This is a genomic window from Moritella sp. Urea-trap-13 (assembly GCF_002836355.1).
GTDB lineage: Bacteria > Pseudomonadota > Gammaproteobacteria > Enterobacterales > Moritellaceae > Moritella.
In genome coordinates, this window is record NZ_PJCA01000031.1 from 512,120 (window position 1) to 529,787 (window position 17,668).

Consider the following 17,668-nt stretch of genomic DNA (forward strand, 5'->3'; position numbering starts at 1 on the left):
TAATTTAAAGTCATAAAACACTTATAATTAGACGTATATTTCGTTAAAATTAAGCCACTTTCTAAATTTTAAGAAAGTGGCTTTTTTTTGAGGTTATAAGTGGAATATATTTTAGTTGAAGATCAAATAACATTGCAGCAGATGATAGCGCAATGTGCGGACGTCGAAGTTTTAGCAATCGACACTGAATTCATCAGACAGCGTACTTATTACCCCATTCTTGGATTGTTTCAGCTATATACTGGTACTGAAACTTATTTAGTTGATCCAATTGCCGTTGATGACTTAAGTTCATTATGGCAACTTCTCGACCGTCATCCTGTAGTGCTTCACGCTTGCTCTGAAGACCTCGACGTATTTATGACGGAAGCAAATAAATTTCCAGACTTTTTCCATGATACCCAAATCGCCGCTGCATTCTGTGGTCTCGGATCTTCCCTTGGTTTCGGTGGTTTAGTTTCCGAGTTCCAAAAAATCACATTGGATAAAGGTGAATCGCGTTCAAATTGGCTTGCACGTCCATTAACGCAAATGCAGCTTAACTACGCTGCTGCCGACGTATACCATTTGTTACCTTGCTGGAACGAACTGGAATCAAAGCTGAAAGAACTAGGCTATTATGAGTATTATCTACAAGAGTTAGATAATTTACGCCGCCGTAAGTCGACAAAGAAAAATCCGAGTACTGTTTATAAGCAATTCAAGAACGCATCTTTCTTGTCTCCTCGTCAACTTGGCACATTACAAGCATTAGGTGAATGGCGCGAAAACAATGCTATAAATCGTGATATGGCGGTAAACTTTGTTGTAAAAGAGGCTCACATTCTTGAAGTCGCAAAACAGCAGCCTCAATCATTACGTGATTTAAACAAGCTTGAGTTGTTACCAATAGAAATAAAACGTCATGGTAAACAAATAATCGAAATTGTAAAACAGGTCGAGCAACTGTCTGACGATGAGTTACCACAACCATTGACACGTATTTCTGATTACCCTGGTTATAAAAAAATAGTGCAAAGCATACGTAATAAAATTGCGATTGTGGCTGAAAAATCGAATATTCCTGCTGAATTAATTGGTTCAAAGAAAATCATTAACGAATTATTGAATTGGTGTTGGAAATTAACAGAAGAAGAACGACAAGTAGGGGACAAGCCGATCATGCTATCTAATTGGCGTGCGGAACTGATTGGTAATACTATATTTGAAAGCTTAATGGCTAAATAAATATATAAAAAAAGCGAGTGTGTAATATATTACACACTCGCTTTTTTATGATTTATATTACTCTTCAGGAAGAGTAACATTTAACTCTAATACTGAAAGATTGTTATCTCTTTGATCAAGCTGAACACTTACTTGGTCTGAAGTCACTGCAACATATTTTTTAATAACTTCAAGAATATCTAATTTTAATTGTGGTAAATAATCTGGAGTGTTATTACGTAAACTACGTTCATGAGCAACGATAATCTGTAAACGATCCTTCGCTAGATTTGCTGTCTTTACATCGGGTTTAGATGTACGGAAATAATCAAGTAACGCCATTTTAACCTCCAAATATTCTGCTTAAAAAGCCTTTCTTTTCTACATTAATAAAACGAAACTCGCGTTCTTCACCAAGTATTCTTGCTACGGTATCAGCATAAGCTTGTCCTGCATCGCTTTCTGTATCTAATATGACGGGTTGGCCACAGTTAGATGCTTTAAGCACAGCGCCTGATTCAGGAATAACGCCTGCAAGTGGTACCGCTAGAATCTCGGTGATACTTTCTACACTTAGCATATCACCACGTTCTACACGTTCTGGAACATAACGTGTAATAAGTAGATGTTCTTTAATTGGCTCAAGGCCAAGTTCAGCACGACGTGAGCGGCTTTGTAACATGCCTATAATACGGTCTGAGTCGCGCACAGACGAGACTTCTGGGTTAGTCGTGATAACGGCAATGTCAGCGAAGTATAGTGCCATCATGGCGCCAGCTTCGATACCTGCAGGAGAATCACACACAATGTAGTCGTGATTTTCAGCAAGTTGGTCTAAAACTTTACCTACACCTTCTTTTGTCAGTGCATCTTTATCTCGAGTCTGCGACGCAGGCAGGATATGGAGGTTAGCAACGCGCTTGTCTTTGATTAGTGCTTGAGATAGGTTCGCTTCACCATTGATTACATTAACAAAGTCATAAACCACGCGGCGTTCACAGCCCATGATTAAATCTAAATTACGTAAACCGATATCGAAATCGATAACAACAGTTCTTTTCCCTCTTAGTGCTAGTCCAGTAGCAATCGCAGCGCTGGTAGTTGTTTTACCTACTCCACCTTTACCCGATGTGACGACAATAATTTCAGCCATATTAATTCCTTGAATTTAATCGAACTTTGTAATTTCTAATTTGTTATTGATACAATTAATTTGTGTTTGAGCATTTATAAACTCACCCTGAACTGCGTCACTTAAAATATAAGTGCCATTTATTGACAGCAATTCTGGGTCTAATTTGTTACAAAATATTTGTGCGCTTTCGTCACCTTTGGCGCCTGCAATTGCTCTACCACGTAATGCGCCATATATATGAATAGAGCCATCCGCTATCACCTCAGCCCCAGCACTGATATTACCAAGCACTGTTAATGATGCATCTTGAGCATAAATTTGCTGGCCAGATCGAATCTGTCCTTTATGAACTATGGTCTTTGTTATCGATTTTTCAACTATAACTGTCTGTATTTCAGGTTTTATATCAACAGCTGGCACTAATTTAGTTGCTGTATTTTTAGCCGTATTTGAAATGACTGAAATACCAGATTCGCGAACTGTTAGTTTTTGTTCAGCAGTTTGACATCCTTCGATACCAACAAGGTTCATGCCATTATCGGTAATGACTTGTTGAATCATTTTGAAATCGATGACACCTGTAAGGTTAGCAACATTAACGACAACTGGAGCAGATTTAAAGAATGCTGGCGCTTGGGCTACTTTGTCAGCAATAAAGGAGTGAAGATTAGCCATTGCAGCCTCATTTTCGATATGAATTACCGAAAGTGTAAAGCTTGTCCCTTTAAATTTTATCGACTGTTCTGCCATGGTTTTTTCCTGATTGCTTAGTTTTTATGCCTGTTTTAGCATTTATCGTTATAGCACTTAGATAAATCATTATGCCATGTTATATTTTACTCGTAAAATAGGCAAGTTTATAACTTAAGAGAAATACAATGCTTTGTTCAATATATAAAACAAATAAAAAAGAAGGGATGTATTTATTTATTTCCCGTCGTGACGATTTTAGTAAGGTTCCTGAAACTTTATTAGCAATGTTCGGTCAACCTAAGCTAGTAGTCACAATGAATTTAACCGAAACGCGTACGTTAGCGTTTGCTGATACAAAAAATGTATTAGAAAATTTAACGTCACAAGGCTTTTATTTACAAATGCCACCGCCGCCAGTCGATCACTTGGTTGAATATAAAAAATGGCGTGATAGTACTAAATAGTTATTATGTTTGAACGTCTTTTAAAGGAGATAAAATGAAATTAGCAGGATTGGTATTATTTGCATTGAGCTCTACAGCTGTGTCAGCTAAACCAACATTTGATGAGTATTTATCGACTTTACGCAATGAGACGCAAGCATTAGGTTTGAGTGAGCAAACATTGGATGACGCCTTTGCTTCAATGCAGTATCGAGAAAAGACCATTGTTCACGACAAGGCTCAACCTGAACGTAAAAAAATAACGCTTGATGCTTATATCCCAAGAGCCGTGCCAGCATGGAAGATCACGAAAGCGCGTAAGCTGTATGATGAAAATATAGAATTACTAGAGCGTATTGGTAAAGACTATGGTGTACAACCTCGTTTTATTATCGCGTTGTGGGGTGTTGAAACCAACTTCGGTAATTACACTGGTAATTTTTCTACTTTATCCGCACTCGCGACACTTGCTTATGATGGACGACGAGAAGCGTTCTTTAAGAAAGAGTTGTTTGCGGCATTGAAAATTATCGATGAAGGACACATCTCTATCGATAATATGAAGGGCTCTTGGGCTGGCGCAATGGGCCAAGTTCAATTTATGCCTTCATCTTTTAACGCTTATGCGGTCGATTACAATAACGATGGTAAAAAGGACATTTGGAACAGTCGAGCTGATGCATTAGCTTCTGCTGCCAATTACCTGAAACAAGCCAATTGGGATGATACTTACACTTGGGGCCGACAAGTCACCTTACCAAAAGGCTATGATGCTAGCGTTTCGGGATTAAAATTGACTAAGACGTTACCAGAATGGCAAGCATTAGGTATCAGAACCTTCGAAGGTAAAGCATTACCTAATGTAGAGCTAGATGCGTCACTTATCATGCCCGATGGTGAAAAGGGACGAATTTATTTAGCGTACAACAATTATAAAAGTATCATGCGTTGGAATCGTTCAGATTACTTCGCAACATCAGTTGCCCATTTATCAGATGCCATCAAATTCAGGGATTGAAATGATTGATTCTCTTTACGAACACCAGACAATAAATAACGAACAACTCGGACTGCCAGTTGGCAAAGTAGTGTGTATTGGCCGTAATTATCTCGATCATATTCGTGAACTTGGCAATGACGTTCCAGAACAAGCATTACTGTTTATTAAACCCGCTACCTCATTAGTTGCTCTTGATAAACAGTTGCCTCTACCTGTTGGTTTAGGGGCATGTCACAATGAGTTAGAAGTGGCGTTATTAATTAAGTCTCCAATAACGAAAGGCACACCAATCGTGCTTTCTGAGTTAATTTGGGGTGTTGGTTTAGGGCTTGATTTGACTTTACGTGATCTGCAATCATCACTTAAAGCACAAGGACATCCGTGGGAGAGGGCAAAAGCGTTTGATAAGGCTTGCCCTATTAGCTCTTTTATCCCACTGGGTCAGTTCGAAGATGTTAATAACCTCGATTTCACTTTGGCGGTGAATAACCAGTTAAGACAACAGGGATGCACTGCGAATATGATGCGTTCTATAGAGTCATTACTGGTCGAGATAACAACCTGCTTTACCTTGCTACCCGGTGATATTGTATTAACAGGCACGCCAGCGGGAGTCGGGGTACTTAATTCAGGCGATAAGCTTGCATTAACCCTTACAAACCGTTATAAATTCGGCTGCGAGTTCATTTAGAGATTAATTACATGGTTGAAAAATTTTGGCAGACTAAAACACTCGCTAAAATGACAGAGACAGAGTGGGAATCACTCTGTGATGGATGTGGTAAGTGTTGTTTACATAAAATCATTGAAGATGAATCAGAAGAAATTCATTTTACCAATGTCGCTTGTGAGTTATTGAACACAAAAACATGTCGCTGTAAAAAATATGAAAAGCGATTTAAGTACGTATCTGATTGTTTTAAAGTCACACTCGATGATATTGATGCATTCCATTGGTTACCAGAAACATGTGCTTACAAGCGTCTTTTAGAAGGCAAGGAATTACCTGAATGGCATCCACTACTAACAGGTAGTCAATCAGAGATGCACAAATTGGGTTATTCGATTCGTGGTAAAGCGGTGCCTGAATCTGACGCTGGCGATCTAGAAGATCACATTATTATGTTTAAATTATAATTTTAGAGGGTGTTATGTCTGAATCTGTTCATGGTAGAGAAGTGGTTGCATTATTAGCTGCGCAGCCAGCGGGAATGAATGAGTCTGTGTTGCTGACGTTAGTAGAGCAAACGTTTCCAGTCGGTTTATTCCACACATGCAAAGTAAAAGGCATGGATAAAAACCAAATATTAGCAAACATGATGACGAAAGGTCGTATTGTAGAGCAGGATGGTATCTTAACTGCGCAAACAAGTTGTGGTTGTAAACACAAATAAAATATAAGGGACATGTTTTGTCCCTTATATTTTAGCAAAAACTTAGACCATCATGCAGAATTGTTTCTGTAACTTAAAACAACAGACTTTAAATCTAACGCTTAGACATAACGCATCAAAACATTAGATTATGATCTTATCAGCAGGTGAGTTAATTAAGAGCTTCTAACAGATCACCAATCTTCTCTATCTGTATTATTTTAGCACCACTGCTCTCCATCGACTTATGGTAGTTCGCTTTGGGGATATATATCACTTCAAAACCATGCTTGATCGCTTCGTTGACACGGGGAACACCACCGTTAATTGGTCTTACTTCGCCACTGAGCGAAATCTCACCCATAAAGCAGTGCTTACGAGACATCTCTTTATCATTCAGTGAGCTAATAAGGGATGCTGCAATAGCTAAGTCAGCACTAGTGTCTGTTTCTGGTAATTTTAAACCACCAACCAAGTTAACGTAAATATCATGGAAGAGTTTGATACGTCCGTGTTTACGTAGAACCGCTGTTATCATTTTCAAACGGTTGAAGCTCAGGCCAATACTCACACGTTGCTGATTCTCAGCTTCACATTCAGACACTAAACATTGTACTTCAAGTAGTAAATTACGATTACCATCGCGAATACAAGTGATAGCAGAGCCTGCTACGGTCTCATCGGCACCAGATAGGAACAATTTACTCGGATTATCCACAGACAGCATGCCTTTACTGTGCATTTGGAAGATACCAACTTGGTCCACATCACCAAAACGGTTTTTACTCGCGCGAATGGTGCGTATAATACTGTCGTTAACTTCAATGTGGAGTAGGGTATCAACAATATGTTCTAATGTTTTCGGTCCGGCTAAGTCACTGCCTTTAGTTACATGGCCAATAATAATTAACGTAATGCCATGCTGTTTCGAAAAGCGACTTAACTCCTGCGCACAACCTTTTACTTGGCTAACAGAACCCGCACTACCGTTACAATGTTCACTTTCAAGGGCCTGAATAGAGTCAATAATAAGGAATTTAACTTTTGCTTCGAGCGCACGCTCCATAATATTAGAAACGATATACTCAGACATGAGTAATAAGTTATCTTCAATGAAATCGATTTTCAAACGCTCTATAGCCCGGCTTTTAAATTGCTCGAGGCTTTCTTCTGCTGTGCAGTACATCGACACCATTTGCTTACTTAGGTTTGCTGATAGCTGCGTTAGGATTGTAGTTTTACCAGCACCTGGATCACCCGAAATCAATACAATCGAACCAACAGTAAGGCCATTACCTAAAACACGGTCTAGCTCACCGATCCCGGTATTAATCTTATTAAGTTCAACATGTGATACTTCAGACATCTTTTTGACGGTGTTGCCGAGTGTACCGGCATAACCACCTTGAGAAGCAATACTTCGCTGCTGACTTGGTAGGGTCGCTTCTTTGAATTCAGCGAGCGTGTTCCAAGCTTTACAGGCATTACATTGTCCTTGCCAGCGTGGAAAATTAGCGCCACATTCAGAACAAAGGAAACTTATTTTAGTTTTGGGAGTTTTGGCCATGATTTCGCTACAAAAAAATACTCATGCCATAATGATAGCATGAGTACATGGATGTATATACAGTTATTCTGACCACCTGATTACATCATAAACTTTTCTTTGCAGGTAATACCGCATTCGCTAAGATCATACCAGCAAGGATCGCAATGAAGATCATAAACACAAAACCGCTGTCATTAATGTTGTTTATTATTTCATGACCTGAAATATAAGTGTTTAAATCCATATAGGTTCGGCTACCAGGGACTAACAAGACAATACCTTGAATTAATACAATCGATGCAGGTCTGTTTTTGATGATCGCATAGACATTACTGAACAAGCCAACGGTAAACGAACCAACGAAGGTACCCAATGTAAAGCCTAGATACTGAGCTGCGAACGTACTGACAACATAGGCGATTAAACCAGCTGCGATCCCCCAAATCATATCTGACTTGTGCACATTAAAGGCCACAACCAGACCTGTTGATAGTGCCATTACCGCAATATAGTTTTTCCAGTCTGGGAGTGCATAGCTCATATCTAATATTTGTGGATCGATAGTCCAGATCAAGTTACCTAATGTGATTCCGAGTAACGCACCGAAATACAGTTTGAACAGCAACATCGTGGCATCGACTAGCTTTGATGTGCCCGATACCAAATCTTTATTTACAATCTCACTCAACGCCACTGTGATAGCAAGGCCGGGAATAAAAATAATCACCGATGATAAAATCACAAACGGCACGTTGATGGTTATACCAAGGCTGGCGATAAAACAAGCTAAAATAGCAGAGATAAACGGAGCAAAAAACTCAACAATTGATGCTAAACGTGGTGAATGAGCGGATAATTTGTATAAGATAAAAACCAGAAATGAGAATAAAAACGAACTGATAATATCTAAGCTAGAAGACGATAACAGCATTGCAAATGCACCGCCGGTAACACACCAGCCAAGAGCTTCGGTTTTGTCGCCATAAAAACTCGGTTGTTGCTTTGCTTCAATTAACAACTCAATCGCTTCATCAAGTGTTACTTGTGAATCTACCACTTTTTCGACAATCTCATCGATAACAGCTAACTTTCCAAGGTCATTATCAGACGGCTGAACGCGAACAATATGCGTATGTTGATCATCTGGGTTACTCGAAAATATAAACGTGAAAGCAGTTGGCGTAACAAGAAAACTAGCTTCAATATTCCAGAATTTTGCCAAATTCAATAAATGGTTTTCAATTCGATAACTTGTTGCACCACAACGATGTAATGCAAGTCCAAGCTTAATAATAAAATTTATTTTCAGTTTATGGGTTTGGCTGGGCATAGTCTTATTCTGGAAGAAACAAAAGAGGTCTATTTTAGTTCTATTTGACTTAATTTGTTAGCAAAAATGTGTATTAATTTCAATTTAGTTGAAATTTGTTAAAACAATGTTTATCGCAAAATAATTTAAACAATGAGACGCTTATTAAGGATTTAACACTTTGGAATGTATCTTCTAATTTACCTAGATAATATATGTAACATATGAATTATATTGTATTAGTGGCTTCAAAAAGGGTTATTTATGTCTAAAGTAATTACTGCAGCAAAACAAGTATGGTCTGCAAAAGATCAAATCACACGTAACATCTGGTTAGCTGGTCTAGGTGCCTATGATAAAGGTTATGAATCTGCATCGAACACTGTGACTAAAAGCCAATCTATTTTTGATGAGCTAGTCGAGCGCGGGCGTAAGCTTGAATCTGATACTACTCAGACTATCTTTAACCAAAAAGATAAACTGACGTCAGTAAGCCAAAGTGCAACCGACACGATTCAAGGAAAAGTGCATAGCGCAGTTTCAAATTTAACCAATATTGATGCAAGTACCTTCGACAACATTATTGATAAAATTGAGCAAATCGAATTAGCACTTGCAGCAGCAAAAACTGAGCAAGTGCAAGATACCGCGCCAGAAATTGAAGCTATAAAAGAAGCTATCGACATAGTTGAAGCGGTAGTAACTGAGAAAGTAGCAACTGTGGCAGCTGAAGTGACAGCTGTTGTAGAAAATGTTGCCGAAGCTGTAACAGAAGTTGTGACTCAAGTAACGCCTGTTGTTGCGCAACCTATCGTAAAGGAAGTGGCAAAAGAAGTCGTTGAGCAAGTTGCAGCGGTTAAGCAAACAGCAAAAAAAGTAACTAATCGCCGAGTTAAAAAAAACGTAGCGAAAAAAAAGCAATAATACAAATCGATTAATTTACTCTTAACTTTGATTGATTTTTAAAGTCGTAAATCGATAAACGGTAGTAAATAGATACTACAGCTATTGCTACCGTTATCACTGGCATACTCCATTTCCTCTAGACTATCTTATCAATTTATCATACCAGAAAAATACAATTCTATGTTTGCCTTGAAAGTTTAACAACTTGTTACAGATTACTTGTAATCATTTGAATAGTAAGTTGTAAATTCATATCACATTACACAAATAAATCATCTTAAATGCTTATTTCATCGTGCGAGAAAGACACAAAAATGGTATGGTTAATACAAGTTTTATAACAAAGAGAAGTTAAATGTTTGACACCTATAACAACATAGTCATCCTCACTGGTTCTGGTATTTCAGCTGAATCGGGTATTGAAACATTCCGTGCAAGTGATGGTTTATGGGCTAAGCATCATATCGATGACATAGCAACTTTGGATGGCTACCGTCGCAACCCTGAGTTAGTTTATAGTTTTTATAATCAAAGATTTAATCAATTGTCATTACCAAGTATCCAGCCGAATGATGCACATGTAGCACTCGCAGAACTACAAAAAAACTATACTGGTAGTGTGACGATTGTTACTCAGAATATTGATAATTTACATGAGCGTGGTGGGGCGAATGACATCATTCATATGCATGGTGAATTAGTCAAAGCGCGCTGTGAAAAGACGCAAAAATTATTCCCATATAAGCAACTAACGAAATCATTAAAATGTCCGTGCTGTAAAGAGCAAGGCAACCTCCGTCCTCACGTGGTTTGGTTTAATGAAATGCCGCTATTCATGAATGATATTTACAAAACGCTAAGCGAAGCAGACTTGTTCATTGCTATCGGTACGTCAGGTTCTGTATATCCTGCTGCAGATTTTGTTAACGAAGCCAATAAAGCACGCGCTCATACAATTGAAATCAATCTTGATGCGACTCATATATCGGATAATTTTAAAGAACATCGTGTTGGTAAAGCAACGGCTGAAGTGAGAGAGTTGGTTGAAGAGTTAATGGCTCGAGATAAACAGTTTTTTTGATTTAATGATGTGAGTCTAACTAAATAAGATCAAGTAAGATCAAAAAAGGTGCATACAAGATGCACCTTTTTATTATCTAAAATTCAGCTAATTAGCGACTAACCTTACAGATTTTGTGCTTTTAGTTTTTCGTAGTAACGTTCGTAAATGATATTCGCTTCACCAACATCAGAATGGAACTCACCATTGGCAATTGTTTCTGCATCCGGAAATACAATCTTGTTTTCAGTAAATTCTTTCGGTAACAGTTTCTTAGCTGCTTGATTCGGTGTTGGGTAACCAATTTCAAGCGCCACTTCAGCAGCGACTTCTGGACGTAATAAGAAGTCGATAAGTTTATGTACAGCATCAACGTTCTTGGCATTTTTAGGGATAGCTAAGCTGTCCATCCAGAATACCGCGCCTTCTTTTGGATAAACCATCGTGATGTCGCTGTCTTCTTGTTGCGCCATGTACGTACTGCCATTCCAGATCATGCCGAACTCTACTTCGCCAGCAATATAAGGGTTAGCCGGTGTATCAGAGTTAAATACCAGCACGTTAGGCATTAATTTTTTTAACAATTCGTAAGCTTGTGCTAATTCAGCTTCATCTTGCGTGTTTGCCGAATGACCTTGTATTTTTAACGCCATGTGGAAAATTTCACGAGCGTCATCAGTTAACAATAATTGACCTTCCCATTTCGGATCCCACAAATCTGTCCAGCTTGTTACTGATGCTAATTCGATATCGGCAGTATTAACGCCGATGCCAGTTGCACCCCAGATATACGGGATACTATAGCGATTACCTAGATCATATTCTTTATTCAATAAAGAAGGATCAAGATTTTTATAGTTCGTTAACTTGTTATGATCAATTTCTTGAAGCATGCCTTCTTTCTTCATTTTACTAATGAAGTAAGTTGAAGGTACAACTAAATCATAACCGTTTTTATCATACGTTTTTAATTTCGCATACATAGATTCATTCGATTCATAAGTTGAATAAACAACCTTAATACCAGTCTCTTCTGTAAAGCGAGATAGTAGACCTGGTGGGATATATTCAGACCAGTTATAAAAATTAATTGTTGTCGCATAAGCAGAGCTACTAAAAAGTAGGGCAACTGCAAAGCTTTTTACTGTTGTTTTAAACATTATCATTCTTCTTCTATTTAGTTGTAAACAATCGCAGTACTGTATTACTTAATACAAAGCAACATACAAGACTGCATAATCGATGACAGAAAGTAATTAAACAGACTTGTCATTTTTATTGATTAGGGCCGCTGCAATAACAAACGATATTGATATTAAAATCATCATAGTCGCTAATGCATTAACCTCGGGCGAAACACCCACTTTTACCATTGAATAAATTTTCAGTGGTAGCACTTCAAAACTTGGACCGGTAACAAACGAGCTTACAATTACATCATCCAGCGATAAGGTAAATGATAATAGCCAACTCGCAATAATCGCCGGTTTTGCAATCGGTAAAATAATGCGTTTAAAGATAGTTGCCTCTGTCGCGCCTAAGTCTTTACCTGCTTCTAAAATTGAATTGTCAAAATTGCTTAAACGACTGTACACCGTGATAACAACAAACGGGATACAGAAGGTAATGTGTGAGATAAGCAAAGTAACGAAACCAAGATCTAAGCCTAGTATAATAAATAACGCTAATAACGATATTGCCATCACGATATCTGGTGACATCATCACCACAAAGAGTAGTCCAGATATAAACTTTTTACCTTTAAATTGGTGCTTAAACAACGCGACTGCGCCAAGTGTACCAATAACGACAGCGATTGACGACGCTATAACGGCGATGGTAATTGAGTTAAAAGCAGCCTGTAATAACGTATCGTTATTCCACAGCAATTCATACCACTTGGTGGTAAAGCCATTCCATTTTAAGCCATATTTAGATGCGTTAAATGAATTGCCAATCAAAATGAAAATAGGGGTATATAAATAGATATACACCAGTAATAACAATACTTTTGATATGTGACGTTTAAGCATTATTACCTCTATTCTTAATCGATTTTCCTACCTTATAATAGAAAAATAGTAACCCAGCCATAAACACCGTTAAGGTAATACTTGCTGCCGAACCAAATGGCCAATCACGAATATTCAAAAATTGCGTTTTAATGGTATTACCAATCAGTAAGTTTTTAGCGCCACCGACAAGGTCTGCAATATAAAACATCCCCATAGCAGGTAAAAACACCAATAACATACCCGCGATAATACCTGGCATAGTTAACGGTAATTCAACCTTTAAAAAAGTAGTAAATTTCGATGCACCCAAATCTTTAGCTGCTTCAATTAAACTCTTGTCAATTTTTTCAATACTTGAATATAAAGGCAAAATCATAAAGGGTAACAAGATATATACCAATGCAAAAATAACCGCAAACTCGGTATACATCATCTTCAATGGCTTATCAATAATATGTAAATTGAGTAACAAGCCATTTAACAGACCTTTTTTAGCCAACAAAATTTTGATGCCGTAAGTTCTAATTAATGAATTTGTCCAAAAAGGCACAATAATTAGAAATAACAATATCGGTCTCATTTTTTTAGGTAGTTGACTGATCGTATAAGCGAACGGATAACCGATGATCAAACAAATGAACGTCGCGATACTTGCCATATATACCGAATGCGTTAATACTTTAAAATATAACGGATCAAATAAACGCACATAATTGTCTAACGTAAATGTTAATTCAATTAAGTTAGCGTCGTCACGAGTTAAAAAACTCGTGACTATGATCATTAAGTTAGGTATTAAAACAAAGACACTCAACCAAACGAGCAAGATCCCGATTGAAAAGCGCTTAAACAATGACGAATTAATCATTTGTTAATATAACCTCCCAGCTTTCAACCCAAGATACAGCTACCTTCTGTCCTAGACTATGATCAAAGTCAGGATCATCCTCATCAAAGAACTCACTAATCTGAACTCTTTCACCCGAATCTAAACGGATAACAGAGTCCAACGTCATACCTTTGTAATTACGTTCAACAATATGCCCGGTAATTTGTACCGAGGTTGCCTTGTCATCAATTTCTTTAATTCTTAAATCTTCCGGTCGTAATAAGATGTTAACCGACTGATTATTCTCTAATGTAAGGTCTGTCGAAATCGTGTACTGACAGCCATGAACATTGGCTAAGTACTTATCTTCACCGACATGTGAATCAATTATCGCAGGGAAAATATTAATTTCACCAATGAACTTAGCGACAAATAAATTAGTCGGTGTTTCATAGATTTCGCGCGGTGTACCAATCTGTTCAACATTACCGTTATTCATCACAATAATACGGTCCGACATCGTCAGCGCTTCTTCTTGATCATGTGTCACGAATATGAAAGTAATATTTAACTTACGCTGTAGCATCTTAAGTTCGTTCTGCATCTCTTTACGCAGTTTGTAATCTAATGCACTTAACGACTCATCCAGTAGTAATACTTTTGGCTGATTAACCACAGCTCGTGCAATTGCGACACGCTGTTGCTGGCCACCGGATAATTGTGCCGGTTGGCGATATTTAAAATCGGTTAGCTTTACAATCGCAAGCATTTCGTCAACGCGTCGTTTAATTTCGGGCTCGGCTATTTTCTGCATGCGTAAACCGAAGGCTATATTTTCGAATACAGTCATGTGGGGGAATAGCGCATAACCTTGAAATACGGTATTTGTATTGCGTTTTTCAGCAGGGACCTGAGTGATACATTTATCATCAAGATAAACGTCACCACTGTCTAGCGTTTCTAAACCAGCAAGTACACGTAATACGGTTGTTTTACCACAACCGGAAGGGCCTAAAATGGTGACGAATTCGCCATCGTAAATATCTAACGTTAAGTCATTAATAATAACTTTGTTATCAAATGACTTTTTTGCGTTAGCAAGTCTAATGATTGAGTTCTGATTTTTATTAAGCATCAATAAACCTAAATGGTAAGAGGTTCACCTATTCTATTAAGATGAACAATTTGCATGAATTCTAATGCTATAGCTCACATAAATGAAGCATAAATTTGCACATCTATCAAAAAAATGTACTAAAAACATATTCAGGTCATTTTTGAAACTTAAAAAGTAAATAAATTGGTATATGTACTCAAACTTACGGCTGATTTTAGGTATAATCAGCGCATATAACTTTTTATTTTAGTTAACCGTTTACTTATTAATTAAGGATCAGATCATGTTCAATAACCATTTCATTAAAGTGGTGCTGCTTTCCAGTCTCCTTGTTCCTTCTGTAAGCGCCCAAGAATTAGTCGTTGGTTATGACGGTTTTTATAACAGAATCAAAAATAGTAAAAAAGAACAATACGTTAATACAAAGATAGGTGTTTTTCTTAATAATAGTCAGACAGGTAAACATTGTCAGATTGAAAATGCCTTTATTAATTTTGAAGGTGCCATTACAGATGTAGCTGTTGGTGCTGATTCTGAGCTGCTACTTCCTTACAACAAACAATTACGCGATGACAAAGCAAAATTGCATGTCAATGTGACAGATACCGCCAGTTGTGACCTCGCTTTTCAGATAATGACGGCAGAAAATAACACGGTTGAATACTCATCGTTAACATTGGTTAAGCAAATTGAAGAGTTTGATCTGTTCTTAAATAATATGGCTGGTTATTTTGGCCGTATGAATTTACCAACGACGATGGGCGTACAGTTTATTTTTGATGACACTGTTGATGCTTATACCACCAGTGGCACTTTATTTAAAAGTGGTAAACAAATTTCGATATCACAAGATGAAATTATTCGCGATAAAATTGCCGGGATCAAATTCAGTAAACAGCCGTTACGCATCGTTCCGCTAACTGAAATCAATTAGCGTTAATTGATATTTAATAAGCTAAAACAATATTTTAGTTAAAAAAAAGCACTGCTTTCGCGCAGTGCTTTACTATTTTACAAACTAAAACTAAAACTAACTTCTAGCGTTATTATAATTCGATGATAGTAACCATTTCATTTGGATCGAAATTCTCAACACCAGACTTAGATTGCTCAGTTGGTACCATTTCAATTTCGGTATCGAATGCTGTATCGAACTCAGTTAATTCATCTGCACGTTCAAGAGTCATATTTACAAAATCAAATGCGTTCGTATCTGCAAGGTGACTAGGTACGATACTGCGGATAGCGTTGAAACAATTATTTACACGACCAGGATTAACTTCATCCCACTGTGCTAACATTTTTTTCACTGCTTGGCGTTGTAAATTTTCTTGTGAACCACAAAGGTTACAAGGAATAATCGGGAATGCTTTAAAAGCAGAGTAAGCTTTAATATCGGCTTCACGACAGTACGCGAGTGGGCGAATAACAATGTTGCGCTTATCATCAGAGATAAGTTTCGGCGGCATTGTTTTCATTTTCGCGCCATGAAACATATTCAAGAATAATGTTTCAACGATGTCGTCGGCATGATGACCCAGTGCAAGTTTTGTCGCACGCAGATCAACAGCAGCGTTATAAAGAATACCACGACGTAAACGTGAACAAAGACTACACGTTGTTTTGCCTTCAGGGATCTTTTCTTTAACAATGCTGTAAGTATCTTTTTGTACTATCTTATATTCTATACCTAGGTTATCAAGGTAGCGGGGCAAGATATCTTCAGGGAAACCTGGTTGTTTTTGATCCAAGTTAACCGCGATAATATCAAAAGTGATTGGTGCAGCAGCTTGTAGTTGAATTAGAATGTCGAGCATTGTGAAGCTGTCAGCACCACCAGACAAACAAACCATGACTCTGTCACCATCTTCAATCATATTATAATCAACGATTGCTTTACCTGTTTCATGGCGCAGCTTTTTTTGCAGTTTAGCAAATTGCTTTTTTTCTAAAGCGGTAAGATTTTCAGGATTCATTCGGACACTCAGGATAAATATTGCTGTAAGCAGCGCAGTATACCCAAGCAAACCGGAAAAGCAAGTTCCGGAGCCCGTGTGTACTGCTACGCTTAAGTATCTAGGTTATTATTTTTTAATCATTTTAATGCTAAAAGGTCACAGTTAATTGAATCAATAACCATCTCAGCTGTATTACCGATCAGAAATGCAGAAAAACCATTACGGGTTGGTGCACCAAGTATGACTAATTCAGCATCAACGGCTTGAACAACATCAGCGATCACATCTTCGGGCGCGCCTGATTGTATATGCACGTTTTCTTTTGCGACATTAAATTTTTCTGCGTGTGCATACATAGCCGTTTTGTGATGTGTTTCGATCTCTTGATTATAAGCCACAGCATCAAAGTTAGGTATCTCAATTGAAATATGCTCAGGAGTACTTGGATATGCATTCGCTAAATGTATATTGGCATTCAAAAGGTCTTTTAATTCCAATGCTTCTTGGGTGATCCGTTCATTAATTGAATCATCATCTTCAGAGCTTAAACTTGTGCTTTCAAGTACCTGAATAGCTGCGACAATATTACCACCGACTGGCCACTCATGATCTTTTACTAATAATACCGGACATACGCTTTTACGTAATAAATGCCAATCAGTAGGGGTGAACATGACGGCACTTAATTTGTTGTGATTGTGGGTAGTTTTAACGATTAAATCATGCTTATTAAGCGTAGCTTCTTCTAAAATAGATTCGAACGGGCGCTTGTGCCAAACTAATTTCAGCTTAATTTTAGCATCTGGGTAGTCTTGATCTAATTGCTTAGTAAACGATTTTTGTTCTTCGAAAACGATCGCATCTTGCATAGATTGACGCTCATCACTTGAAAATAGTGACGTTAGCTCATAAGAAAGATCATAGATAACAAGGAGAAGTGAAATAGAAACGTTATCTTGTTGAGAAGCGAGATACAAAGCACGGGATAGTGCGACTTGTGGTGTATTGACTGGATCTGCAACCACTAGAATATTTTTATATTTATTCATAAGGCACCTTGATAACAAATTGAATA

The 17,668-nt window shown here is 37.7% G+C and carries 20 protein-coding genes; 9 read left to right on the forward strand and 11 right to left on the reverse strand.

The window, feature by feature from the left end:
• Nucleotides 1–99: 99 nt before the first annotated feature.
• A complete protein-coding gene (gene rnd, locus CXF93_RS10250; protein WP_101062423.1) occupies nt 100–1,227 on the forward strand; it encodes a ribonuclease D in 1,128 nt (375 codons plus the stop codon).
• Between the two features lie 57 nt (nt 1,228–1,284).
• On the opposite strand, the gene minE is transcribed toward rnd, so the two are convergent.
• Genes minE through minC form a run of 3 tightly spaced genes read right to left on the reverse strand, consistent with a single transcriptional unit; the run spans nt 1,285 to nt 3,091 of the window.
• Nucleotides 1,285–1,548 carry a cell division topological specificity factor MinE gene (minE, locus tag CXF93_RS10255; protein ID WP_101062424.1) on the reverse strand — a complete coding sequence of 88 codons (264 nt, stop codon included), beginning with the start codon at nt 1,546–1,548 and terminating at the stop codon, nt 1,285–1,287.
• Between the two features lies 1 nt (nt 1,549).
• A complete protein-coding gene (gene minD / locus CXF93_RS10260) occupies nt 1,550–2,359 on the reverse strand; it encodes a septum site-determining protein MinD (RefSeq protein ID WP_101062425.1) in 810 nt (269 codons plus the stop codon).
• A gap of 15 nt (nt 2,360–2,374) precedes the next feature.
• Nucleotides 2,375–3,091, reverse strand: a complete 717-nt coding sequence (minC, locus tag CXF93_RS10265; protein WP_101062426.1) for a septum site-determining protein MinC — start codon at nt 3,089–3,091, stop codon at nt 2,375–2,377.
• Nucleotides 3,092–3,219: 128 nt separating this feature from the next.
• Here minC and CXF93_RS10270 point away from each other — a divergent pair, with 128 nt between their 5' ends.
• The 5 genes from CXF93_RS10270 to CXF93_RS10290 are packed head-to-tail and all read left to right on the forward strand — an operon-like array spanning nt 3,220 to nt 5,871.
• Nucleotides 3,220–3,498: a YcgL domain-containing protein gene (locus CXF93_RS10270; protein WP_101062427.1), complete on the forward strand. Its 279-nt coding sequence runs from the start codon at nt 3,220–3,222 to the stop codon at nt 3,496–3,498.
• Between the two features lie 34 nt (nt 3,499–3,532).
• Nucleotides 3,533–4,495 (forward strand): lytic transglycosylase domain-containing protein, encoded by a 963-nt coding sequence (locus tag CXF93_RS10275; protein ID WP_101062428.1) that lies wholly within the window; start codon nt 3,533–3,535, stop codon nt 4,493–4,495.
• A 1-nt stretch (nt 4,496) separates the two neighbouring features.
• Nucleotides 4,497–5,168, forward strand: a complete 672-nt coding sequence (locus tag CXF93_RS10280; RefSeq protein ID WP_101062429.1) for a fumarylacetoacetate hydrolase family protein — start codon at nt 4,497–4,499, stop codon at nt 5,166–5,168.
• A gap of 11 nt (nt 5,169–5,179) precedes the next feature.
• Nucleotides 5,180–5,614, forward strand: a complete 435-nt coding sequence (locus tag CXF93_RS10285; RefSeq protein WP_101062430.1) for a YcgN family cysteine cluster protein — start codon at nt 5,180–5,182, stop codon at nt 5,612–5,614.
• 14 nt (nt 5,615–5,628) lie between these two features.
• Nucleotides 5,629–5,871 carry a DUF2492 family protein gene (locus tag CXF93_RS10290; RefSeq protein WP_101062431.1) on the forward strand — a complete coding sequence of 81 codons (243 nt, stop codon included), beginning with the start codon at nt 5,629–5,631 and terminating at the stop codon, nt 5,869–5,871.
• A gap of 151 nt (nt 5,872–6,022) precedes the next feature.
• Here the strand turns inward: CXF93_RS10290 and radA are convergent, their stop codons facing one another.
• Nucleotides 6,023–7,417: a DNA repair protein RadA gene (radA, locus tag CXF93_RS10295; protein WP_101062432.1), complete on the reverse strand. Its 1,395-nt coding sequence runs from the start codon at nt 7,415–7,417 to the stop codon at nt 6,023–6,025.
• Nucleotides 7,418–7,502: 85 nt separating this feature from the next.
• Nucleotides 7,503–8,729, reverse strand: coding sequence for a threonine/serine exporter ThrE family protein (locus tag CXF93_RS10300; protein WP_101062433.1), 1,227 nt, complete (start codon nt 8,727–8,729; stop codon nt 7,503–7,505).
• A gap of 243 nt (nt 8,730–8,972) precedes the next feature.
• Here CXF93_RS10300 and CXF93_RS10305 point away from each other — a divergent pair, with 243 nt between their 5' ends.
• Both CXF93_RS10305 and CXF93_RS10310 read left to right on the forward strand, forming a co-directional pair.
• Entirely contained in the window at nt 8,973–9,632 is a 660-nt protein-coding gene (locus CXF93_RS10305) for a phasin family protein (protein ID WP_101062434.1), read from the forward strand.
• 337 nt (nt 9,633–9,969) lie between these two features.
• Nucleotides 9,970–10,695, forward strand: coding sequence for an NAD-dependent deacylase (locus CXF93_RS10310; RefSeq protein WP_101062435.1), 726 nt, complete (start codon nt 9,970–9,972; stop codon nt 10,693–10,695).
• A 104-nt stretch (nt 10,696–10,799) separates the two neighbouring features.
• Here the strand turns inward: CXF93_RS10310 and CXF93_RS10315 are convergent, their stop codons facing one another.
• The 4 genes from CXF93_RS10315 to potA form a co-directional block, all read right to left on the reverse strand.
• A complete protein-coding gene (locus CXF93_RS10315) occupies nt 10,800–11,834 on the reverse strand; it encodes an extracellular solute-binding protein (protein WP_101062436.1) in 1,035 nt (344 codons plus the stop codon).
• A 96-nt stretch (nt 11,835–11,930) separates the two neighbouring features.
• Complete coding sequence (gene potC / locus CXF93_RS10320; protein WP_101062437.1) at nt 11,931–12,707, reverse strand: spermidine/putrescine ABC transporter permease PotC; 777 nt, start codon at nt 12,705–12,707, stop codon at nt 11,931–11,933.
• The gene (potB, locus tag CXF93_RS10325; protein ID WP_101062438.1) at nt 12,700–13,557 is read right to left on the reverse strand and encodes a spermidine/putrescine ABC transporter permease PotB; all 858 of its coding nucleotides are present in this window, start codon (nt 13,555–13,557) and stop codon (nt 12,700–12,702) included. Before potB ends, potC begins: the two co-directional genes overlap by 8 nt.
• Entirely contained in the window at nt 13,550–14,653 is a 1,104-nt protein-coding gene (potA, locus tag CXF93_RS10330) for a spermidine/putrescine ABC transporter ATP-binding protein PotA (RefSeq protein ID WP_101062439.1), read from the reverse strand. Before potA ends, potB begins: the two co-directional genes overlap by 8 nt.
• A 265-nt stretch (nt 14,654–14,918) precedes the next feature.
• Between potA and CXF93_RS10335 the strand changes: the two genes are divergently transcribed.
• The gene (locus tag CXF93_RS10335; RefSeq protein WP_101062440.1) at nt 14,919–15,569 is read left to right on the forward strand and encodes a DUF2987 domain-containing protein; all 651 of its coding nucleotides are present in this window, start codon (nt 14,919–14,921) and stop codon (nt 15,567–15,569) included.
• Between the two features lie 112 nt (nt 15,570–15,681).
• On the opposite strand, the gene ttcA is transcribed toward CXF93_RS10335, so the two are convergent.
• Nucleotides 15,682–16,611: a tRNA 2-thiocytidine(32) synthetase TtcA gene (gene ttcA, locus CXF93_RS10340; RefSeq protein ID WP_101062441.1), complete on the reverse strand. Its 930-nt coding sequence runs from the start codon at nt 16,609–16,611 to the stop codon at nt 15,682–15,684.
• A gap of 119 nt (nt 16,612–16,730) precedes the next feature.
• Nucleotides 16,731–17,642 carry a universal stress protein UspE gene (gene uspE, locus CXF93_RS10345; protein ID WP_101062442.1) on the reverse strand — a complete coding sequence of 304 codons (912 nt, stop codon included), beginning with the start codon at nt 17,640–17,642 and terminating at the stop codon, nt 16,731–16,733.
• Nucleotides 17,643–17,668 lie beyond the last annotated feature (26 nt).